The 21,984-nt window shown below is 67.0% G+C and carries 14 protein-coding genes; 6 read left to right on the forward strand and 8 right to left on the reverse strand.

Annotated elements, in window-relative coordinates; translation table 11 throughout:
* Nucleotides 1-139: 139 nt before the first annotated feature.
* The gene (locus D457_RS0118835) at nt 140-1,204 is read left to right on the forward strand and encodes a helix-turn-helix transcriptional regulator (protein WP_017582228.1); all 1,065 of its coding nucleotides are present in this window, start codon (nt 140-142) and stop codon (nt 1,202-1,204) included.
* A gap of 115 nt (nt 1,205-1,319) precedes the next feature.
* Complete coding sequence (locus tag D457_RS0118840) at nt 1,320-1,505, forward strand: DUF397 domain-containing protein (RefSeq protein ID WP_017582229.1); 186 nt, start codon at nt 1,320-1,322, stop codon at nt 1,503-1,505.
* A 21-nt stretch (nt 1,506-1,526) separates the two neighbouring features.
* On the opposite strand, the gene D457_RS0118845 is transcribed toward D457_RS0118840, so the two are convergent.
* The 3 genes from D457_RS0118845 to D457_RS34910 all read right to left on the reverse strand — a co-directional run bounded on the left by D457_RS0118845 (nt 1,527) and on the right by D457_RS34910 (nt 3,832).
* Nucleotides 1,527-2,063 carry an NUDIX hydrolase gene (locus tag D457_RS0118845; protein ID WP_017582230.1) on the reverse strand — a complete coding sequence of 179 codons (537 nt, stop codon included), beginning with the start codon at nt 2,061-2,063 and terminating at the stop codon, nt 1,527-1,529.
* A gap of 306 nt (nt 2,064-2,369) precedes the next feature.
* The gene (locus D457_RS0118850) at nt 2,370-3,038 is read right to left on the reverse strand and encodes a YdcF family protein (protein WP_017582231.1); all 669 of its coding nucleotides are present in this window, start codon (nt 3,036-3,038) and stop codon (nt 2,370-2,372) included.
* Entirely contained in the window at nt 2,984-3,832 is an 849-nt protein-coding gene (locus D457_RS34910) for a tetratricopeptide repeat protein (protein WP_204367460.1), read from the reverse strand. Before D457_RS34910 ends, D457_RS0118850 begins: the two co-directional genes overlap by 55 nt.
* Before the next feature lie 578 nt (nt 3,833-4,410).
* On the opposite strand from D457_RS34910, the gene D457_RS0118855 reads away from it, so the two are divergent.
* Both D457_RS0118855 and D457_RS0118860 read left to right on the forward strand, forming a co-directional pair.
* A complete protein-coding gene (locus D457_RS0118855) occupies nt 4,411-5,658 on the forward strand; it encodes a methionine adenosyltransferase (RefSeq protein ID WP_017582232.1) in 1,248 nt (415 codons plus the stop codon).
* Nucleotides 5,659-5,662: 4 nt separating this feature from the next.
* Nucleotides 5,663-6,565: a sulfatase-like hydrolase/transferase gene (locus D457_RS0118860; protein ID WP_017582233.1), complete on the forward strand. Its 903-nt coding sequence runs from the start codon at nt 5,663-5,665 to the stop codon at nt 6,563-6,565.
* Nucleotides 6,566-7,838: 1,273 nt separating this feature from the next.
* Here D457_RS0118860 and gltX read toward each other — a convergent pair.
* Nucleotides 7,839-9,254 (reverse strand): glutamate--tRNA ligase, encoded by a 1,416-nt coding sequence (gene gltX, locus D457_RS0118870; RefSeq protein ID WP_083926802.1) that lies wholly within the window; start codon nt 9,252-9,254, stop codon nt 7,839-7,841.
* A gap of 194 nt (nt 9,255-9,448) precedes the next feature.
* Between gltX and D457_RS0118875 the strand changes: the two genes are divergently transcribed.
* On the forward strand, nt 9,449-9,838 hold the full coding sequence (locus D457_RS0118875) for an NUDIX hydrolase (protein ID WP_039831507.1): 390 nt from the start codon (nt 9,449-9,451) through the stop codon (nt 9,836-9,838).
* 145 nt (nt 9,839-9,983) lie between these two features.
* Complete coding sequence (locus D457_RS34915; protein WP_017582237.1) at nt 9,984-13,019, forward strand: AAA domain-containing protein; 3,036 nt, start codon at nt 9,984-9,986, stop codon at nt 13,017-13,019.
* A 196-nt stretch (nt 13,020-13,215) separates the two neighbouring features.
* Here the strand turns inward: D457_RS34915 and D457_RS0118890 are convergent, their stop codons facing one another.
* The 4 genes from D457_RS0118890 to drmA form a co-directional block, all read right to left on the reverse strand.
* A complete protein-coding gene (locus D457_RS0118890) occupies nt 13,216-15,057 on the reverse strand; it encodes a hypothetical protein (RefSeq protein WP_017582238.1) in 1,842 nt (613 codons plus the stop codon).
* A 257-nt stretch (nt 15,058-15,314) separates the two neighbouring features.
* The gene (drmC, locus tag D457_RS34165; protein WP_017582239.1) at nt 15,315-16,115 is read right to left on the reverse strand and encodes a DISARM system phospholipase D-like protein DrmC; all 801 of its coding nucleotides are present in this window, start codon (nt 16,113-16,115) and stop codon (nt 15,315-15,317) included.
* Entirely contained in the window at nt 16,112-17,983 is a 1,872-nt protein-coding gene (gene drmB, locus D457_RS0118900) for a DUF1998 domain-containing protein (RefSeq protein ID WP_017582240.1), read from the reverse strand. The genes drmC and drmB overlap by 4 nt, the downstream gene beginning before the upstream one ends.
* Complete coding sequence (gene drmA, locus D457_RS0118905) at nt 17,983-21,681, reverse strand: DISARM system helicase DrmA (protein ID WP_017582241.1); 3,699 nt, start codon at nt 21,679-21,681, stop codon at nt 17,983-17,985. The genes drmB and drmA overlap by 1 nt, the downstream gene beginning before the upstream one ends.
* Between the last annotated feature and the right edge of the window lie 303 nt (nt 21,682-21,984).

Genomic DNA, 21,984 nt, shown 5'->3' on the forward strand with positions numbered 1-21,984 from the left:
CCTCATCCGGATCGTGTGTCACCTCGATCCTGGGGCCGCCGGCGACTGTTTCCTATCCCAGGAGTCTGGGGTCGCACGGCGGATCGGCGGGACACCACGGCCCAGGGCTGGCGGGGTCGTCGCGGAGTAGCCTCGGAGCATGGTCGAAACCGCGGCCTGGGTCCGGTCACGGGGGCGGATCCAGCGCCTCTGTGAGTCTGCGGGCGATGCGCGGGAACTGCGGCTGCGACTGCTGGAGGAGATCCGCTGCGTGGTCGGCTTCGATGCCCACGCCTTCCTGCTGACCGACCCGGAGACATCGGTCGGCTCCCTTCCGCTCGCGGATGTCCCCTGCCTGCGCGAGCTGCCCCGCCTGATCCGCCTGAAGTACCTCACAACACTCAATCGGTGGACGACTCTGCAGGCGTCGGCGCCCGTCGCGTTGCTCCAGGAGGCGACCGGAGGCGATCCCTCGCGCAGTCTCCTGTGGCGGGACCTGCTCAGGGAGTACCGGATCGGCGACGTGGCCTCGATGGTGTTCCGGGACCGGTCGGGGTGCTGGGGCTTCTTGGACCTGTGGCGCTCAGGCGCCACAGCCCGGTTCAACCCAGCCGAAGCCGCCTATCTGGCACACATCGCCGATGCTGTGACGGGTGCGCTGCGCCGCTGCCAGGCGGACACTTTCAAGGCCCGTGATCCGCGCCCTCGTCGCCAGGGCCCCGTGGTGCTCCTGCTCTCCGATGAACTGCACGTGCTCGGTCAGACCCCCGAGGCGCATGATTACCTGCGGGTGCTCGTCCCACCGGACCAGGGACGCGTGCCGATTCCGGCTACCGCCTACAACGTGGCCGCGCAGCTCATGGCCTTCGAGAGCGGCATCGACTCCCATCCGCCCTCCGTCCGGGTGCACCTGTCGGACGGGCTCTGGCTGACCCTGCGCGCGGCCCGGATCGGGAGCGCCCGGCCTCCCGCGATGTGCGACATCGCGGTCACGATCGAGGAAGCCTCGCCCGGAGAGCGTGTGGGGGTGTTCTCCCGAGCCTTCGGCCTCAGCACCCGTGAGGCCGAGCTACTGGGCCACCTGGTGACCGGAGCCGACACCCACGAGGTCGCGGGCCAGATGTTCCTGTCCGAGTACACCGTGCAGGATCATCTGAAGTCGGTGTTCGCGAAGACCGGCGTGCACAGCCGCCGCACCCTGTTGGCGCGCGCGTTGGGCACCTGATCCACGAGAATTCCGATTCCCGCGAACTGCTGGACCTGGTCGACTCTGGATCGGAAGAACCGAAGACCGGATGAGACCCTGAGGGCCATCCGTGACGAGATGAAGAGGATCAACGATGGCTGACTGGCACGAGTCGTCCTGCAGCGGTGGAACCAACGAGTGCGTCGTGGCCCGGGAGCACCAGGACGGAGCCGATGTGCGCGACACCCAGAACAGAGAGCTGGGCCGCCTGTCCTTCAGCCACACGGAGTGGAACGTTTTCGTCAGCGTCCTGCCCAGGAGTGGACCAGCCTCTCTTTGAAGCACCGGTTCCTCGCCCCGGTCACCGGTCGCCGACTCCGGTTGCGTAGAGGTACAGGAGCGCGTTCATGGAGGTGCCGCTGACGAGTTCGCGTTTACGCACCAGGTCCGGGATCCGCTCGACCGGTACCCAGTCCAGGCGTTCGGCTTCCCAGTCCTCCTCAGGTTCACCGATGTACTCAGCGCTGTCAGCCACGAAGATGTGGTGCTCGCTGTCCGAGATGCCGCTCGAGGGCTGGGTGTACAGCAGCGGACGCAAGGGTCCTGGCCGCCATCCGGTCTCCTCCTCGACTTCGCGTGCGGCGGCGTCCTTGGGCGGCTCGCCTTCCTTGATGCCGCCGATGGGGATCTCATAGCCCCAGGTGTCGGTAATGAAGCGATGGCGCCACATGAGCAGGACGTTCCCCTCGCCATCGAGCACCGCGGCTCCGGCACCAGGAGCCGAGCGGATGACCCGGTGAGACAGATGTCTGCCTCCCGTGATCTCCACGTCCGCAAGGCGGATGTCGAGCCACTCGTCGGTGTAAAGGGGCTTCTCCGAGTGAACGGTCCAACACATGCGCTGTCTCCATGGGGGTCGCGGTCTGCAGCCACCAAGCAATCACGGCGGCCGCGCAATCTGTCTGTCCGCCTGCTCGGTGGCGTCGCCTGCCCCCGATTCCCTGGATGCAGGGCACGAAGTCCTACCCGACAGGAGGGGATACGGCTCTGACGTGCAAGAAGTTCGCTGGAACCATCACACGACGACCTCACCGTTCTCCAGTTTGAGCGTGCTCCCCCACCGCGGGCGCGGCCCCCTCGAGCGAGGTGACCTCATTGAACCCGTGCCCGGCCAGCGGACCGTTCCCAACACCACCGTACGAGGTCAGCTCGGGATCAGGCGGCTGTCGAACCCTGACTCCACGAGGGATTCGTAGGCATGGCGCACCTCTCGGGGGACTTTCTGCTCGATGGCAAAGCCGAGCTTGGGGTACTCCATCACCCGCTGCAGGTCACCGACCATCATGTCGATGACGATCGCCGCGTCCCCGATCTCCTTGACGTAGTCGCCCAGGCTCAGCGGTGCGGAGGCGCACGCCACCTCGACCTCGGGCCACAGCTTCCGGGCGGTGGCGAAGGCGCGCCGTTCCATGTAGGGCATGCAGATCAGGAGCACGGTGGCGGGGGCGATGCCGTTCACTTCCAGGGCCCGACGGGAAAAGGTGATGTTCTGGCCGGTGTTCGACGCCTCCGGCTCCACCAGGACCACGGAGTCGGGAACACCGAGTTCCAAGGCCCGCTCACGGAAGTGCACCGCCTCCCCTGCCGGAAATACCTCAGCGGTCGAGGGACTGTTCCCACCGGTGAACACCAGCACCGGAAAGAGGCCGGCGTGGTACAGCTCAGCGGCGTGCACCGCCACGCCGATATCGTTGCAGCCCAGAGCGATCGCCACGTCACACGGCCGCACCTGATGGTGCATGCGGTGGTACTCCCAAATCAGTTCCGCGTGCCGCCACTGCTCCTGGGTGATGGTACGTGTGTCGTCCGCCATGTATTCCTCCTCTGGTTGTTGGACCAGGTTTCCTGCTCGGACCTGATGCCTTCGATACTGCGAAGCTGGTGGTCGAGACCGCGCCGGGAGGCGGTTTCGGCGGCTCGGTCGAGGAGCCGTACGCCATCGTCCCGAGTTGCGGGGTCAGACAGCAATATGTGGCCTTGAGCAGTGTCCAGGCGAACCCGGGCCATTGGTGTGTTCGTGGCACCGCTGTCTCGTGAGATGTCGATATACCTCAAGGCCCGATCGAACTCACCTCGGCCACGATGTGCCAAAGCAAGTTTCTGATGTGCTCCCGACCAGTCTCCCGGCTCGGCCAGGTCCTCGAACTCCCGGATCGCGGACTGGATGACATACGTGGCGTGGCCGTACTCGCCGAGTTTGCTCAGTGCGGTGCCCACCCATAGACGGGCACGGGCCCGATCACGGTGGTTGAGCCTCTCATCTTCGGCGAGGGTCTCGTATCGGCGGGCGGCCGTATCCAGTTCGCCGGACATCTCTGTGACGACTGTGAGAGACAGGTCGAGACGGCCGACACGACGTGGGATGCCGAGTCGGTTGAAGAGAGCTCGTGCTTCAGAGTAGGAGCGCTGGGCTGAGAGCGGCCCAACCAGCGCACCCTGGTCCCGTCGGAGGTCCCCGAGGAGAGCTGTGGAGCGGGCCAACAGGTACAGACCCCTGTCGTCTAACTCCCCGAGTCGGAAACGGGAGGACCAGCGTCCCAGAAGGGCCTCGGCGAACGTGAAGTCCTGCCGGGAGAGGGCTATGACGACTCGGTCCAGATCATCCACCCACGATTCGTATTGATCATTCCGTGTTCCGGCCGTCTGCCGATACCGGCCCGCATCCCATGGCGGCTGCTCGGTCTGGGACAGGTTGGCCTCGAAACGCAGACGGACCGCATTGTCCGCCCGTGCGAGAACGGTATCCAAGATGGCCTGGGTGTCAGGCCGGGGAACCGTCCCCGTCAGGAGTTTCTCCCATTTGGAGACGGTACGGGCACCGACCCCGAGATGTTCCGCGAACGCGCGAACGCTCATCCTCGTCGCCAAGCGCAGGGACCGCGCCTCTAAACCGGTCCAGCGGTGCACAACTCTCACGTGTGCCCCCTTTCCGGAAACCATGGAAGCACGCATCGCCCGGACAGACGACATAAGTGCAACGGAAGTACAGCAGAGGGTCGTTGGCGGGTGAGCGTGTCGGCACAAGGCTGGGATGTGTCATCGGTTCACGCGAACGCGGAGGTCCCGGGAAGGGCTTATCGCTGCGGTCCAGCAGCGCACAGGATCAAGACAAGCCCTCTCAGGCATTCGCGAAGAGCATGGGCGTCTCACCCCCTGGAACTTGCACCTATAAAACAGGAGTATGCATGTTCATCACCCTCCACAAAAATGAAAATGACGTCACGGATCGCGGCTTCAACGTGGTCGAACGCAAGGGCATCGGGCACCCGGACTCCCTTGCCGACCTCATCGCAGAGGAGTTCTCCCGCCGCTACTCGCTTCACGGACTCGACCGCTTCGGCGCGGTCCCGAACCACTGGGTCGACAAGGTCGCACTGATCGGCGCTGAGGCGGAGATCGGCTTCGGCGGCTACACGATCCGCAAGCCCATCAGCGCCTACCTGTTCGGCAAGGTGACGCGAGCGGTGGGCACCGAGGCCCTCCCCATCGAGGACCTCTTCAGAGCAACGGTCGAAGGCGTGCTGGTGGAAGCGACCGGTTGCGACCAGATCATCGGCTCCGTACGCAGCTTCGTGGAGAACACCGCGGGTGTCGGAGCAGACCATCCCGTCTCCTTCTACCGCCCCTCGGCTGATGTCGAGTGCCGGATCGCCTCGGTGGGTGCTCTGGCCAACGACACGGCCTTCTGTAGCGCCTACGCACCGGCTGATCCTCTGGACGTCGTGGCGATCGATGTGGAGAACCACGTCAACAGTCCTTCCTTCAGGAATGCGATCAGCGGCCTGGGTTCCGACGTCAAGGTGATGTTGACCAGGGCGGCGGACGTCCTGGAGGCGACGGTCTGCCTGCCGGTGTATCCGCAGGCGGTCGGCTCGCACTGTGAGTACACGGCCCTGATCTCCGAGGCACACGAGCGCCTCGACTGCTTCATCAACGAACAGCCGGTCGTGCGACAGCATCCATGGCTCACGCGGCTGAGCGTCAACACCAAGGACCACGGCAGCGGCGCCTATCTCGCACCGTTCGGTACGTCCCTGGGCAAGGGCGACTGCGGCCTCGTCGGGCGCGGCAACAAGGCCAACGGGGTGATCTCCGCCAGCGGCGGTGCGGGGGTCGAGGCCCTGGCCGGAAAGAACCCGGTGCACCACACCGGCAAGCTGTACACGCTCGCCTCCGCGCAATTGGCGGACCGCATCCACGCAAAGCTCGGTCTGCCCAACGAGGTCGTGCTGGTATCGCGCAACGGTGACCGTCTGGACGACCCGTCGTTCGTCGGCGTCCGGCTCGCACGGCGAGGCAACCGCCTCGACCGCAGCACTGTCGAGGAGTTGGCCGCCCAGACCCTGGCCGAACTCCCGCTGCTCTCCGAGCGCCTGCTCGCCCTGTCCCCGATTGACCGCTTCCGGGACCCGTCGCTGGTACTGGAGGTGTGAGCCGATGTCGAACACCGATCTGGCCGACCGCAGCGTCGTCCTCGTCACTCTGGATTCCTGCCGATACGACGTCGCGGCGAGCGCGCACACGCCGAACCTGGCAAAGCTCGGTCCGCTGCTGCGAGCTGAGAGCCCGGGGACCTACACACTCCCCGCCCACGCTGCGCTGTTCAACGGCTACCTGCCCCGTCCGGTCTCGGGCCCCTTCGCTCTCGGCGGGCGCAGCGTGGACGCGATCTGGCGTTCAGCTGCGGCCCGCCCCTCCGATCGGCGCTCCGCTATCCCATTCGGCGACCCCACCTTGATGGCTCACTACGTCGAGAGGGGTTACAGGGTGCTCGGGGCGGGCGGTGTGACTTTCTTCGACGCCTCCGACCCCGCGAACAGTCTGCCGATCCTGTTCCCGGAGTTCCTCTACTTCGGCCGTCCCGCACGATCGGCTGCCACTGCGGAAACCAGAATCATCGATCGCGAGGAGCAACTGCCGCTGGCCCACACCCGCAAGCTCGCGGAGCTGTGTCTGGAGGCCGAACGGTTCTTCCTCTTCGTCAACTGCCCCAGCACGCACATCCCCTACACGACGCCGTGGAGCCCCCTCACTGACCGCAGCAGGGAACTCCTCCGACGCCTCTACCTGCTGCATGACGGCCGAGCGATCGGCTCAAGAGAGGACGCCTTGGAGGACCGGGACGTCCAGGCGCTACTGCAGATGCAGAGGCAGGCTCTGGAGTGGGCTGATTCCCGTCTGGGCGACCTGTTCTCGCGCCTGGGTGCACGACGCCCCTTGGTCGTGGTCTGTGCCGATCATGGCGAGGAGTTCGGGGAAGGCGGCAGGTTCGGGCACGGTCATCCGCACCCGATGGTCTCCACCGTGCCCCTGTGGTGCGGCCTGCTGGGCGAAGGGTGACCGGCGTGGCCGCCCGCGACCCGTGGTTCACCCATCCAGCGATCAACCATGCGGCCTCGAAGGAAATCCGCACGCGGATCGGCATTTCACCCAACCATGCCTCGTTCCGCGCCGGGGTACTGCGCACTCACCTGCTCACTGCCCTGTTCGCGCACGGCGCCGCGCGGCAGCTCGGCTTTCGGGCGCACGTGGCCATCCGCTGGGACGACAGCGACAGTCGGCGCAGTCGAGACCAACACCGGCAGACCCTTCTCGATGAGCTCACTCAGGTCGCGCAAATACCGATCCAGGATGAGAAGAACGCCTTACGGCAGAGCCAGCGTGGTGACCGCTACGGCGAGGCCCTGCGGAAGTTGGACGCACTGCGGCTCCTGGTGACGGAGCGGGGACTCCCCTGCCTGGACCTGGCCGCTGTCGATCGGCCCATGAAGGCAGAAGGGGTCTGCCCCGAGTCCCTGACCGCGTGCACGTCCATGAACTCATCCGTCCCGCGCGCTCCCGCCCAGAACATGGTGCCCCTCATGCGCGGTGACGGCCGTGCCCTGTGGCACCTGGCCACGGTGGTGGACGACATCGACAACCGGACCAACCTCGTCGTCCGGGGAGCGGACAAGCGGGATGCCACACCCATCCAGGTCCGCTTGTACTGGGCTCTCAGCGGCGGGCGGACTCCTCCGGCCCACCTGTTCCTGCCCAAGCTGCTGGAGCCGGGACCTTCGGCACCACGGGTCGTCGACCTCCTCAGACGAGGTGTTCGACCTTCGGCTCTGCGGTGCTTCCTGGCTCAGCCGTACCTGGTCAACTCAACGAAGCCCATGGGAAGAACAGGTTTCTCCACCTTGGTGGATCAGCTGTGCTCAGTTCTTCCGCTGCTCGGTGACGCCTTTCTGGACGAGGGACACCTACGTTCCCTGGACCGAAAAATCTCGGCAGCTCTCGACCCGAAGGAGTCTCAGCAGGAGCTAAGCGCCTATAACCCGGGCGCCCCGGCGCACCTCATCGCCTGGGTCACCCGCCACTACCCGAGGCCGCTCCTCCAGCAGAGCCGACTATGCCGAGCACTCACCGATACGGCGATCGACTACGAAGGACCCCCGGCACAAGCAGAAGAGGCTGTGCGATGGCTAGAAGCCTGGTCTCGTGGCAGCGCGAAGGGCCCGGTTCCACATCCGGTGCGCTGGGTGCTTACCGGGTTGCGGAACGGGCCCCGAGCCTCACAACTCCTGGAGGTTCTTCCTTCTCACTTAGTAGCCGCGCGCCTGAGTGCGGCTCGTCAGGCGTTGAGCCGCTCCAACGCCGCGCGCAGCCGCTCCAGCGTGCGCTCCCTGCCCAGCAGCTCCAGTGATTCGAAGAGCGGAAGCCCGACCGTGCGGCCGGTCACTGCCACCCGGACCGGCGCCTGAGCCTTGCCGAGCTTGAGCCCTTGGGCGGCCCCGGCCTGCTCAAGGGCTCCCTTCAAGGGCTCAGCCTCCCAGCCCAAGGACTCGTCCGAGTAAGTGGCGATCGCTGCGGTGAGCATCTCCGCACCGATACCGGGCTTCATGGCCTTGGCCCAGCTCTTCTCATCGAAGACGGGCAAGTCCAGGAACAGGAAGTCGACGTTGGGCACGATCTCGCTGAGCACCGCAACCCGGCTCTGCGCCAGCGGAGCGATCTGCGCGAACACGCCTGAGTCGAAGTCCTCCGGCCGCCACGGCACCCCCTCACCCTCCAGGTAGGGGGCGCAGCGCTTGACGAACTCCTCCACATCCAGGGCGCGGATGTAGTCGCCGTTGAAGGCCCGCAGCTTCTTCTCGTCGAAGAACGCCGGCGAGGAGTTGACGTCGGCCAGATCGAAGAGCGGGATCATCTCCTCGATCGGCATGATCTCCCGGTCCTCGCCCGGAGCCCAACCCAACAGCATCAGGTAGTTGACCATGGTCTCGGGCAGGAAACCCTCGGCCTGGTAGGACTCCATGGCGACCTTGTCACGCCGCTTGGACAGCTTCTGGCGCTTCTCGTTCACCAGCACAGGAGCGTGCGCCCACACCGGTGCGGTGTGGCCCAGCGCTTCCCACAGAAGCTGCTGTTTCGGGGTGTTGGAAAGGTGCTCCTCGCCCCGAATGACGTGCGTGATGCCCATCTCGACGTCGTCCACCACATTGGCCAACACGAACAGGGCCGTACCGTCACCGCGGGCGATGACGAAGTCCTCCAGCGCCTCGTGCGGGAACTCCACCCGGCCCCGGATCTTGTCCTCGACCACGGTCGGCCCGCCGTCGGGAATCCGGAAGCGCAATGCCCGCCCCGGTCCAGCTTCCAGACCGCGATCGCGACAGAACCCGTCATAGCCCAGGTTGGGGTTGTCCCGGCGGGCCTGGACCTGCTCGCGCTTGCAGTCGCAGTAGTAGGCCAGCCCTTCCTTCAACAGGCGCTGGGCGGCCTCGGTGTGCTTGTCGGCGTAGTCGGTCTGAGAGTAGGGGCCCTCGTACTGGGTGGAGTCCACTCCCAGCCAGGCCATCGCCGCCAGGATGCCCTCGGTCCATTCGGGGCGGGAGCGGGCGGCGTCGGTGTCCTCGATCCGCAGCACCATGGCACCGCCGGATTGTCGCGCGACCACCCAGTTCAGCAGCAGGGACCGGGCGTTGCCCACGTGGAACATGCCGGTCGGGGAGGGTGCGAACCTGGTGCGAATCGAGGTATCAGTCACCCCACAGAGCCTAGCGTGATCCGCTGCTGTACCGGGCGGGATAACGATTGGTCCGAAGAATCCGAAGTCGTGATCAGTGAGTTCACCGGGCACGACCCCGTACAGCCCAGTCCCGCTGTTTACTTCACGGGTACCAACCCCACACGCCTTCGAAAGCGAGCCCTCCCGTGTCCGACACCTCCTATGTCCCGTGCATGTTCCCTGTCTCGGTCAAGGGCGTCGTCATGCGCGACGGCAAAGTGCTCCTGCTGCGCAACGAGCGCGATGAGTGGGAGCTGCCAGGCGGCAAGATCGAGGTGGGAGAAACCCCTGAGGAGTGCCTGGCCCGGGAGGTTGAGGAGGAGACGGGTTGGACCGTTCAGGTGGGCGAGATCCTCGACTCGTGGATTTACCACATCACGCAGGTAGACCGGCACGTCTTCATCGTCACCTACGGGTGTCATGTGAGCTCGGACGCTCAGGTCATGGTCTCCAGGGAGCACAAGGAAGCAAACCTGTTCACCGAGACCGCAGCGCTCGGCCTGCCGATGCCGGAGGGCTACAAGCGGTCGGTCCTGGCCTGGTTCGCCCGAAGCCGGCCTTGAACGCGAAATGAGGCAATCCGGTTGCAGGCGGCGTGGGAGCGACCTTCATCGACTCCCCGCACACGACCCCCTGCGAAACGTCACCGAGCTGGGGCATACTCCTGAACGCCGGTTCCCTCAGTACTGACGATGCCGAAAGGGCTCAGTGACTTCCCCGAGTACACTCCCCGAACCAGCCGACCAGTTCCTCACCGCCCTCGCCCACGAGATCAAGGCCCACTTGGCCGACAACGCCAACACCCAGGAGAAGGTCTCCCTCAAAGACGGCGAACGCGTCCGAGTCGGCGATGGCGACCACCCCCACGAGTACCTGTTCTCCTGCGCCCGTTGGAAGGACTCCTTTGACTCCGACCGGCTTCTGGTGCGCCCCTCCCGTTCCCGCCAGCCCTGGCAGCACGCCGCGGCCACGGCCCACCCCGACGGGAAGATCCTCGTCACCACGGAGGCCGACCTGGGTGAGCGCCCCGGAAACGTCCAACTCCGTGACGACGAGACATGGTCGCTGAACTCCCTCGCCGACCGCATCCGGGACTGTGGACAAAGTCCCGGTCCCGTGAACGTGGTCACCGCAGCCTGGGTCCTCGGAGACGGTAGCCCCACAGTCGGGGCTCTGGCCAACCCGAACCGGTACATCAGCGGGTACCGGGACATGACTCTCAACAAACGCCAGCGCCAATCTGTGGAACAGGCCCTGGGTAGCGACATCACCTTCATCTGGGGCCCGCCCGGCACCGGCAAGACCGAGGTAGTCTCCCTGATCGTCGAGGGCGCCCACCGTCTCGGTGAACGGATCCTGTTTCTGGCGCCCACGCGGGTGGCTGTCGACCAGGCGCTGGAACGGGTCTGTGAACGGCTGGAAGGCGAGGACGGATTCGACAGCGGCCTGGTGCAGCGGGCCGGGGACATCGAGGTCGACTCGCTCCGGGAGCGGTTCGGTTCGGTGATCGACCCGGAGATGATCGCCGGACGGCTGGGGGTGGACCTGTCCGCCCGGGTCGGGGAACTGGAGGAGATCCTCGAGCTCGCCACAGCCCAGCGTCTGGCACACGAACGCCTCGCCCAGGCCGAGGTGGAGCTGGGGAGTGCCTGTTCCCTTGCCGGAGAGATCACCGACGAGATCTCCCAATTTCGAACCCGTACCACTCGCTCTCAAAGAGAACTCGACCAAGTGGTCGCGAGCGTCGAGGCGATCGGACCGCCCTCAGGGGTGTTCGCCAAACGCAAGGCCGAGCGGCTGGCCCGTCTGATCGAGGAGCGGGATCGCCTACGCAGCGCTCTCAGCGAGGAACAGCGGCGAATCGATGCCGCCACCGCGCGCCTTGAGGACGTTAACGCAGCGATCACCGAACGCGTCCAGGAACGGGACTCCGCCCTGGCAGCCACCCGTGGCCTTCCTTCCGCCGATGAGGTGGAGAAGCTGATCGGCCAGGCCGAGCCCGAGCTCGCCGAGGTTCGGAAGGAACTCGACGGGCTGCTGGAGGCGGTTCGTTCCCGGTGCCAGGTCATGGGCACGACCCTGTCCAAGGCCTTGCAGAGCCGCCATCTCCTGGAGGAGGTGGACACCGTGATCATCGACGAGGCCGGCATGGTCGACCTGCCCTCCGCGTGGTGCGCGGCCGGGCTGGCCGACAAGCGTGTCGTCGTCGCCGGGGACTTCCGGCAGTTGCCCGCCATCACCCAGGCCTCCGGGTCCAGGGCGCTCCAGCCTGAGGAGCAGGAGCACTCCCGACAGTGGATGGACCGGGACGTCTTCCACGCCGCGGGGCTGGTCGACCCCTCCGGGCGGGTGACGGGCGACCCCCGCCTGGTCGCTCTGGACACCCAGTACCGCATGCGCCCCGACATCTGCGCCGTGGTCAACAAGGTCGCCTACCGTGACGCTCCCCTGACCACCGGGCGCCAGGACCGTTCCCGGCTGCCGCACTCGCTGTTGGTGGACCACTCCGTGGTGCTGGTGGACACCTCGGGCGGCCGTGTCCGGGTCGGCGGCTCGGGACGCCACAAGTCCAACCAGGTGCACGAGGCCGTCATCCACGAGCTGGTCCGCGGGCTGCAGCACGACGGGGTCCTGCCCGGGCGAAAGCACGACGATCCCGTGACCCCCGCTCAGCGCATGGCGGTCATCTCCCCCTACCGGGACCAGGTCAAACACCTGCGCAACAGCATGAAGTACCGGTTCGGCCAGGAGTACGAGGGGCTGGCCGACACCGTGCACCGGTTCCAGGGCAGTCAACGGCCCCTGGTCATCGTGGACACCGTGGCCGGTGCCGGGGACACACCAGGCTTCTTCTACAGCGGCACGGGGATGTCCTCGTCCACGGCCCGGCTGCTCAACGTGGCACTGAGCCGCGCCCAGGACCACCTCGTGGTGATCGCCGACGTCGAACACCTACGCGAACATCTGAGTCCGGGCAGCGAAACCGTGATCATGCTCGACACCCTAGAAAAGTCGGCCCAGCGGATCCCAGCCCAGGAACTGGTCCCTGTACGTAGCGCCGGTGACCTCGTCGGCCTGAGCGAGGAAGAACTGCGCCGCCCCGCCTTCTTCCCCGCCGACGAGGTGACCAGGGCCCTGGAGTGGGACCTGGCCCGGACCAACGAGAGCGTCGAGATCTACTGCGCCTTTCTCAACAAGGGCCCCGTCGAACGCTGGCTCAAGCATCTGACCCCGCGCATAGCGCAAGGGGTTCGCGTCACCGTGTTCACCCGCCCGGTCGCTGACAACCAGGACAAGAACGCCGAACGGCACCAGACGCAGATCCAGCGCCTGCGGGACCAGGGGTGCGAGGTGCGCCCCCGCGAGCGGATGCACGAGAAGGTCGTGGTGCTGGACGGCACGGTGCTCTGGCACGGCTCCCTGAACCTGTTGTCGAGCAACGGGCCCACCGACCTGATGATGCGACTGACCGATCCCGACGCCTGCGATCGGGTTAGGCACATCGTGGAGCGAGCCCGCCGGGACCAACCCCTGCAACACGTCCGTCAGGCCCAGAGCGAGCAGACGGCCCCCGCCGACGTCCCCAGTATCGGGGAGGTGGTGGGCGACCGCCTGTACCTCAAGGTCCCCTTCCACGAGAAGGACAAGGCCAAGCGCGAGGTCAAGGCCCGATGGGACGGGAAGGCCCGCCTGTGGTGGGTAAGCCCGGACACCCCGAGGCAGAAACTCGCCCGCTGGTTGTAACAGCCCCCGCCGCCCGCGCCCCCTCGGGGCGCGGGCGTGGCTATGCACAGAGGCGGGTGGCGCGGTTGAGTACCGGCTTCACCAGCTCTGTGATCGACCCATACCCTTGGCGGCTCCACCGGTGCGCTGCCCAACCGGGCGCAAGGGCTTGCTGCTTCGTAGCGTGGCGGCGCTCGCCAAGTGAGGCGGAGCATTGTCACTCAGCGTCGACCTCCTCTTTAGGGCTCTCCTCCGGTCCTCGACGAACGAGGGCTTCCACGAGCAAACCCACGACCACCCTTCCGGAAGGTAGTGCGTTGGGACGAGCTCCGATCAGTTCCCTGTACAGACCAGCTGCAAGCACCATCGCCAGGACGGATTCGCGCTCTTTGAGGTAGGTACCGAGTTGGAGCAGGTGCATTTCCAGTGCTCCCGTGGCCGCTTGGAGGGTGGAGTGGCTGGGGTGGTCCGTGTCCCAGACGAGCGAAATGTCCTCGCGCACGGTCTGAAACGCCGTTGAGAAGTCCTGCGACGACCACGACTCTGGCGCGGCAGCCAACCTACGGGCCTGGAGTTCAACGGAAGGGAATTCCTTCTCCTCCAGCTCCGGATGGACGAGCTCAGGCTCGGTTTCCCTCACCGGGGACGCCGGATCTGGTTCGGTGATCTCATTCCGAACAGGGGTGGTCCGCGCAGGCCGCGCGGGCCGCTTTTCCTTGATTCGATCCAGACCGGTCTCCATCGGGTGCATGTCCAAGACCGTGTGGAACAGGGTTCGGGTCATGGCCGACAGAGGGAACCTGTTTTCTTCCCTGAAGACCTTCGTGTATTTGGTGTCGTCCCGGACCATCTCCTGGACGAGATCCTCGAAGCTCTTGAGCCCGTACTCGGTCATGTTCACCGCAGGGACACGAGGGGTTCGTTGGGCAGCAGCGGCAGCGTTTCGAGTCGCGGCCCAGCAGGCGAAGTAGAGCTGCCCAAGACATCGAACCCGGGCGAGTTTGTCCGCTGCTTCCCGCAGTCGGGGACGCTTCTCCTCCGGAACACCGGGCAGGTTGTGCTCCTTCAACTTGTGGTCGAAGTAGCGCACGGCCTCCTTGGCGATCACCTCGGCGAGAAGCCCTTCCAGAGCGTCGAAGCGCCGATGGTCCTTGAAGACCTGTGTCAGACGGCGCAGGAGTCGCGTGCCCGCTGACTCCGCCGCCGCCCGGACGTCCTCCCCGTACGGTACGTAGAACCGGGTCTTCAGCGGGTAGTAGCGGCCTGTCAGCTCAGGTGTGGGCAGGTCGTCCAGATCTCCTCCGGCTTCAGCGACAGCATCGCCGAAGGCCGTGATCCTCCACAACTGCGAGCTCACCGCGGTCGACGGATGGACGTGAAGCACCCCGTGGCGGCGCAAGGCCTCCATCACGTCCGCGTCTTCACCGCCGGGTGAGAGCACGGACAGCTCCGGGTGATCCCTGATGTTGATGATCCCGCCCTCGGTGGCGTTGCGCACCACGGTGAGCGCGGCGAGCTCCCATCGAACGTCGAGCTCCGGGAACTCCTCTTCAGGGTGATGGAGAAGAGCGAACTCTTTTCCCAGAACTTCCCGATGCGCCTTGATCCAACGTTCTTCGGCGTCGGCGTAGGCCTCGTTCAGCGATTGTTCCTCTCGACGCCGTTCGGCCCGGCGAAGAGCCGCAGCATCAGGATTCCGGTACTCCTCCGCTTCCTCGCTGAGGGTGGGGTGACAGTCCGCACAGACCACCCTGGTGTCACCGGCGAGGATCTGGTTCAACGCGGTCCGATTCGGCAGGGAGAGCTCCTCCTCGCACGAGGGGCAGAAATAACCCTTGGCCACGGCCCTGCTCGCTGCGGCCGCCAGGTGGTGGTGGCGGCCGCCCCAGCCGTTGGTGTCGATCTCGCGTACGGGCGTCCGCCAGAGAGGGGAAGCGCCCGTTTCGTCCAGGCCGCGAAGATCCCAGTACCGGCGAGCGATATCCACCAGGTGCGAAGGAGTACCGTCGAGAAACTGGACATCAAGATCGAAATCCTGACCGACAGACGAGGTGCTCATTTGATCCTTAGGGGGTGAAATCCTGATAGCCATAATAGAATGCCCTGTACTGCCACCGGGCAAGTCCGCGAATCAGAAAAATTTCAGATCCGCCCCTGTCAAGGAATCCAGTCGCCCTGTTCCCAAGAACCCCGGCACGACCGTAAAATCCATCCTCAGTACGCGCGGGCGTGGAACCCATGAGCCAAAATCGCAGGAAGCCCGAGCCGTGGATCACCGATAGCCGAACCAGGGCCGGATAGGCGGAGGGGGATCGGTCAGGCACGCTCCAAGGGACCGTCTGGGCCCATGAGGGACCGGAAGTGGCTCACCAGTCGCTTGACCTGGGTCGGGTCGCGGACCAGGACGCCCACTTCGATGTTGTGGTGCAGGGCGTACCCGGTGAGGTTGGCGCTGCCCACCAGGGCCTTGGCGGTGTCTGCGGCGACCAGTTTGGCGTGCATGGACGCCGACCCGTTCGCGCCGCGGCGCTCCTTGGGCCACCGCCACAACCGGACCTGATCACTCATGTGTGAGAAGGGGGCTTCGAACGCCTTCAGCGCTCCGGTCTTCTCCTCCAGCAGCACGTCCACCACCACTCCGCGTTCGGCCACCACCGTGAGCTCCTCCACCATGCGGGTCGAGGGGTGGTGGGTGAAGCTCACCACCAGCAGTCGCTTGTGTGCCGAGCGGATCACCTCTTCGAGGGCGGCTCCGGTGGAACGCGCCGCACTCTTGTACAGGGCGGAGTCGCCGGAGGGTCCACTCGCCACGACGCTGGAACGGCGCTGGTCGGCCCGTTCCGCGGCGGCGGCCGCGCCGAGCAGGGCCAGGCCCAGGGCGTCGCCGCTCAAGTGAGGGCGGAGATGCCAGAGCCGGGCCAGTTGGGCGGCGTGGTGGCCCATACCCGCCACCGGGTGGGCGTCGAGCAGCACACGCTCTGCCTGCCCGGGGCCCGCGCAGTCCTCCAGGGCGCCGGCCCATCGCCGGACGGCGGTGGGGTTGAGCCGTCCGGCGAGTTTGGCCAGGTCCTGGGCCCAGCGTTCACGTTTCTCCGTGTCTGTGGGGTCCGCGCTCACCGGAAGTACCCGAGCCCGGCGGGTAGGTCCTGGGAGATGGTGTCGACCAGCAGGGCACGGTCCAGGTAGTGGTTGTTGCGCTCGCAGGAGGTCTCGGCGGCGAACAGGCACACGTGGCAGGCGGCCCCGTGCAGGCGGGCGTGGTCGTCGGGGTCGTGTTCGGCGCACAGGGGGTCGGAGCTGCACAGCCGGGCGGCGTCCAGCGCGTGGTCGATGAGCAGCCCCAGCCGGTCCGGGTCGGTACCGAGGGCGACGAGCCCGCCGAGGGTGCCCTCGCTGTCGGGGGCGGCGGTGTAGAGGAGGATGCCCGCCATACGGTCGGATCCGCCGCGCGCGTACACCTTCTCGGCGATCCCGGAAGCGCTGTACCCGGCTTCCAGGGAGAGTTCGCGGATAAGGCAGTGTGCGAGCGAGTGCAGCAGCACGTAGCGCATCCCCGGCCAGTCCGCGGGTGGCAGGTTACGGGCCTGGCGCCAACGTTCGTGGCCGCCGATGAGCTGCTTCTCCCGCTCCTTGACGGCCGGGGACGTCTCCCAGACGGCCAGGGGTTCCTCGGCGAAGCGCAGGAAGATCCCCTCGCCCCGCTGCTCGGCGCAGGGCACCCACTCAGGTGCCTTGGCTGACAAAGGGGCGATGCGGTTGTCGTCGGTGGTGACCACGTCGAACTCGGGGGCGTCCACCCGGGTGAAGCCGTACAGGGCGCTGACCACACGCAGCCGGGGCACCAGCACGACCTCCGCCAGGCGCTCGCGGTGGTTGCGCGCGACCCTGCCCACGTGCTTGGTGGTGAAGTCGGGCAGGTCCATGTCCTTGGGCTGGGTGAAGGCCTCCCACTCGGGTCCGGCCAGGTCCACTTCCTCGTCCTCGCTCGGCGCTGCCGTGTCATCCGGCTCCGTGTCCGCCGTCTGGGCCTGGATTTCGGCCCACACCGCCTCGAAACCGAACTCGTCGAGGTCGGCCCAGAAGATCATCTGCCGGATCGCGTGTTCTGCGATTTCCTTCGGCAGGGCCGCCATCGCCTTCAACGTGTTCATGTGACCGGCGACCGCGTCCTTGAGCGCGGTGTCGCCCTGCGGCAGGCTGAAGACCCGCATCTGGGTGGGGAACCAGCTGTTGGTGGCGCCCAGCACCATGGTGCGGGGTTCCTGGTCGCAGGACTCAAACGCGGCCAGGTGGGGGTGGCGGCCCCGGCAGCGGGGCAGGTTCACGGCGTTCTCGGGGCCGAACGCCTCACCCATGGAACGCCCGCCGCTCTGCTTCGGGTCGTCGCCGCAGCCCTCGCAGATCACCAGGACGCTGGCGGCCTCACCGGTGGTGCCCTGCTCGACCAGTTTGAGGGTGTGTTCCCCCGTGTCCGGAACCTGACCGCGGTGGGCGAAGTACACCCAGGGGAAGTCGTCGAGGTGCCCGGTCTCGCAGGCCATGACGAAGCGGGCGGGGACGGCCGCGGGACGTTTGTTGCCTTCGCCGCGGCAGCCGTGCACGTACCGGGTCCGGTCCGGGCTGTAGGGGGTGGAGATCAGGTCGAAGGCTCCTGAGTCCGCGGAGGACAGGCGGTGGCATTTGGTGCAGCGCAACCACCGGGGAAAGGCGGACACGGGCACACCGATCTTGGCCCATTCGTCGAACACGTTGGCGGTGGAGGGCACCCAGGGCGGGCTGCGCAGCTCCTTGACCTGGGGTCCGAGTTTGCGGCGCACCGCGTCCAGGAGCCGGTCCTCCTGCAGGGGTGCGGCGTGGGCGCTCTTCCAGGCGTCCAGTCCGCGCACCACCACGGACAGGTTCGGCAGGTCGACGAGGGCGCCGATACCGAAGGTGTGCAGGAGCTGGCTGGTGCGCAGCTCACCGACGCGGATGGGATCGTTCATCACCGGGCCCCGTTCTGGTCGTCACCGGCACCGTTCTGGGCCTGGAATGGGTGTTGGGCGTCCTCGCCCAGGCTGTCCTGGGGGTCGAGGACCAGGCGGATGCCCGGCTCCACCTCGCGCAGGGAGGTCGGGCAGGTGGTGGTGGTCCAGCGGCCGTCCTCGGGGTGCCGGATCAGCCCTACGTCCTCCTTCTTGCTCCTGGTGTAGCCCAGGGTGAAGCTCTCCAAGGTCTGCAGGCCGCGTTTGTCGTTCCACAGGTCGAACCGGCGATCGACTTCCTCGTCGATCGCGCGGACCGTGGCCTTGTCCCCGGTGACGTCACGGGCCCGACGTTTGACCTCGGCCGCCAGGTGGTCGGCGGTGCGCCCGGTGCGGTCGAAGTGACCGGCTCCGGCGTTCGGGTTGAGGAGTGAGTCGTAGCCGCGGACCATGGCGATGAGCAGCCCGGTCAGGCCCCGGTCGGTGGCTCGTGCCGCGAAGGGGGTGACCGACAGCGCCTCCACGTGCCGGTACAGGTTCGCGTGGAAGTTGGCGAACTGTTCGTAGTGCGACAGGTCCCGGGGACGCGCCCAGTTGTAGACCGTGAAGACGATGCCGGGGTGCCTACGACCGACACGGCTGGTGGCCTGGATGTACTCGGCGGTGGACTTGGGCTGGCCGTTGACGACCATCGCGCCCAGCCGGGAGACGTCCACGCCCACGGCGATCATGTTGGTGGCCAGCAGCACGTCCAGCGGCTGCGACCCCTTCGCCTCCTGCTTGCCCTTGCCCTTTCCGGTCCCCTTCTTGGCCGCGGTGCTCAGGGCGGCCTGTTCGACGGCGTCGGGGAAGGCCACCCCGAGACGGTCGAGGATGTAGGGGATGTCGTCGGAGTTGCGCCGGGAGGTGAGCTCCTCCGTCCGGTAGGGGTGGAGGTAACGCTTGGCTAGGCCGCGCTGATCGGCGCGGGTCAGCCGAGTGGTGACGTCGTCGTCGACCAGGCGGCGCATCCCCCCGAGGTCGCGCAGGCTGTTGAAGTAGCCGACCAGGGTCATGTAGGGGTCGGTGATCTCGTTGTCGCCGTACTTCAGGTGCAGCTTCTGGGCCGCGGCGAGGACGGCGACGTAGACCCGGATCTGGGTGGACTTGATCCGCACCCCGTGGGCGCACAGCCCCACGTAACGGCGGCCGTCAGCGGTCTGGTCGGCTGTGTGGTCCGCGCTCTGCCCAGGCACCAGGGCGTCATGGGCGTCGACGGGGCGCTGCCGGGAGAAGAACGTGTCCGAGGCGTCCAGGCCCTGGGGCGGGAAGATCCGGGTCTCGCCGCGGGCGAAGAGCATGCCGATCTGTTCCTTGGCCCGGCGCACCGTCGCCGTGGAGGCGATGACCTTGGGCCGTACCTTGTGCCGGGTCTTGGTGCCCGGAGCCGTGTAATCCCAACCGGAGAGCAGGTCCACCGCGGTTTCGTACATCCCCACCAGAGAGCCGAGCGGGCCGGTGATCAGGTGCAGCTCGTCCTGGACGATGAGGTCGGGCGGCCGGACCGCGGGCGCGGGCCCGACCTTGGCGGACGGAAGGTTGACGCCCTTGGGCACGGCCGTGTGCTGCACGGAGCCACCACACACCTTGTCGTGCATCTGGCCGGCCAGGTAGCCGTGCCGGGTGCAGTAGCGGGAGGCCCGACCGAACAGGCTCTGGGCCTCCCCCTTCCAGGTGAGCTGGGCGAACTTGTCCACGGTGGCAATGACGAGTGAGGGGACGAGCCGGTAGATCTCCTCGTCCACCACCAGCACCGGCAGCCCCTCACCGTCGCTGAGGTAGTCACCGAAGGGGCAGTCCAGATCGGGACAGACGATCCGGGTGCGGCGGGCCCTGCTTTCGGTTTCGATGTGCTTACCGGGCTCGATGGTCGATCCGCACCAGGGGCAGCTGGTGAGCTGGTGCGGGGAACCCTGTCCGCCGCCACCCCGGTTGGCCCGCTTCTCCCTCACCCAGTCCTGGGCACCGTCGAAGGTGTTGGGGGTGACGCGGCCGCCCACCCACAGGCCCAACCGGAACGGCACCGTGCCCCAGAGGTCCTCGTCCTGGCGGCGTTCCACCTCGCAGGCGCAGATGAGCGCGGCGGCCCGCTGGAACTGCTGGATGGTGAGCAGCCGGAGGGTGTAGCGCATCAGGACAGCCACTCCGGTGTCGGAGTGCGGGACGTTGCCGCCGTGGGCCGTGTCCTCGTGTTGGAGGCGGCGGATGGCCAGGGTGTAGGCGGTCAGGCCGAGGTAGGCCTCGGTCTTGCCGCCACCGGTGGGGAACCACAGCAGGTCGGCGACGCGCTTGCCGCCGGGGCCGGTCCCGGAGCGCTCGGGGTGGGCGGGGTCGGTCAACGAGGGCAGGTTCAGCAGCAGGAACGCCAGCTGGAAGGGGCGCCAGCTCCGGTTCTTCGAAACATCCGCCTCATGCACCCGGGTGGCGATGGAGATCTTGCCGTCCCCCTGGGCGGCGATGCTCTGCACCCGCTGACGGTGCATGGCCCGGTTGGCGAACCGGAACGCGGCGCGAGCGTCGAGGTCGGCTTCGAGCAGGTCGATGGCGGCGGCGATCCGGTTCGCGGCGTGTTCGGCCTCGTCCATGTTGGCCCTGGCCTGGCGGCGGAAGTCCGTGCCGTCGTGTCGCAGCCGCGCCTCGGGGGCGTCGATGCGCTCCCGCTGCCGCTTGATCCACTCCCGGTATCCGTTGACCAGGGGGTCCAGGGCCGCGCGGACATCGACGGCCCCTTCGCCCTCCTCACCCAGGAGCTTCATGTCGACCACGAGGTCGGCCAGCTCGGGCAGGTCCTGGTCCTTGTCGGCGCTGGGGACGTCGGTGTGCCGCAGCTCGTACCCGGGGGCGGCGTTGGTGGTGACCCTGACCGCGCGCATCGGGTCGTCCGCCGCGGCCTGAACATCCACCGCGACGCTGTGACCGACCGCGAACTGGGCGTGGAACCGGTGGGTCATCGCCAGGTTGCGCTGCTCGTCGCGGTCCCGCTGGTCACCGCCGGAGAAGTTCTCCGGCCGCGGCACGAACACCGGGGCGGCGCCGTCGGCCGCGGTCAACGAGAGTTCGGCCTGGAAGAGCCACAGGTGCTGTTCCTTGCTCTTGCCCTGCTGGGCGTTGACGAGGAACACGGTGACCAACCGGCGGCCTTCGTAGGTGCGGACCCGCCCGCGCAGGACCACCCCGGGGTGCTCGGGGTCGAGTTCGATCGGGCCCAGGTGGCCGTCCTTCTCCGACAGGCTGAGGGCGACCTCCCTGGTGTGCGGGAAGCGGCGGTAGAAACGGGCGCGGCCCTCGGGTGCCTTCACCTTGTCGTAGTGCGCCCAGGAGGCGCGGGCGTGCAGCTCGGTGGTGTCGGGCTCGACACAGACGGTGAAGCCGTGGGCGCTGCAGAACATGCTGGCCGCGGCGGGCACGTCCGCCCCGGGGTCGGCGCTGTCTGCCTCCCCGATACCCGCGGAGTCCTCGATACCTGATTCGGCGAGGGTGTCCTGCTCATCGGGTTCGATGACCGCGCCGTTGGGGGCGAGTCTGCCCAGGATGTAGCGGTCGGTCACCCGCTCGGAGGTGGGGAACTCCTCGTGTTCGTCACCCCCGATGGGGCCGTGGAGGTCACGGATGACGAGGTCTTCGAGTTCAGCGCGGATCTCGCGGGGTGTGGGGGCGTGCAGCACCGTGTGGTCGGCCATGCACCCAGGCTAGAGGAGCCCGGTGACAGGCGAACGGGGGAGTTGGGACCTGGTACCAGCCGGTGGGGCTTTTCCTTTCCGGGTGATCTTGCTACCAGTAGCTACTTCGACGCCTTGGGTTTCAGTAGCTCAGCGCCCCTGGTAGCAAGACCACGCAGCCTCTGCGGGTCAGAAGCGGAGCGGGCTGACCTGGGTGTGTGCCCACAGGTGGGCGAGCAGGTCGTCCCAGTCCTTCGCCTCGTAGAGGCCGTTGCGAGAGGCCACCCAGTAGGAGCCGGTGGTGGGTCGGGCCGAGGCGCGGTA

The organism is Nocardiopsis valliformis DSM 45023 (genome assembly GCF_000340985.1).
Taxonomy (GTDB): domain Bacteria; phylum Actinomycetota; class Actinomycetes; order Streptosporangiales; family Streptosporangiaceae; genus Nocardiopsis; species Nocardiopsis exhalans.

What these genes read in the sequence shown, in the direction of transcription:
- D457_RS0118835 (WP_017582228.1), top strand. Translation starts at nt 140, where the DNA reads ATGGTCGAAACCGCGGCCTGGGTCCGGTCACGGGGGCGGATCCAGCGC.
- D457_RS0118840 (WP_017582229.1), top strand. Translation starts at nt 1,320, where the DNA reads ATGGCTGACTGGCACGAGTCGTCCTGCAGCGGTGGAACCAACGAGTGC.
- D457_RS0118845 (WP_017582230.1), bottom strand. Translation starts at nt 2,063, where the DNA reads ATGTGTTGGACCGTTCACTCGGAGAAGCCCCTTTACACCGACGAGTGG.
- D457_RS0118850 (WP_017582231.1), bottom strand. Translation starts at nt 3,038, where the DNA reads ATGGCGGACGACACACGTACCATCACCCAGGAGCAGTGGCGGCACGCG.
- D457_RS0118855 (WP_017582232.1), top strand. Translation starts at nt 4,411, where the DNA reads ATGTTCATCACCCTCCACAAAAATGAAAATGACGTCACGGATCGCGGC.
- D457_RS0118860 (WP_017582233.1), top strand. Translation starts at nt 5,663, where the DNA reads ATGTCGAACACCGATCTGGCCGACCGCAGCGTCGTCCTCGTCACTCTG.
- D457_RS0118875 (WP_039831507.1), top strand. Translation starts at nt 9,449, where the DNA reads ATGTTCCCTGTCTCGGTCAAGGGCGTCGTCATGCGCGACGGCAAAGTG.
- D457_RS0118890 (WP_017582238.1), bottom strand. Translation starts at nt 15,057, where the DNA reads ATGAGCACCTCGTCTGTCGGTCAGGATTTCGATCTTGATGTCCAGTTT.
- drmB (WP_017582240.1), bottom strand. Translation starts at nt 17,983, where the DNA reads ATGAACGATCCCATCCGCGTCGGTGAGCTGCGCACCAGCCAGCTCCTG.
- drmA (WP_017582241.1), bottom strand. Translation starts at nt 21,681, where the DNA reads ATGGCCGACCACACGGTGCTGCACGCCCCCACACCCCGCGAGATCCGC.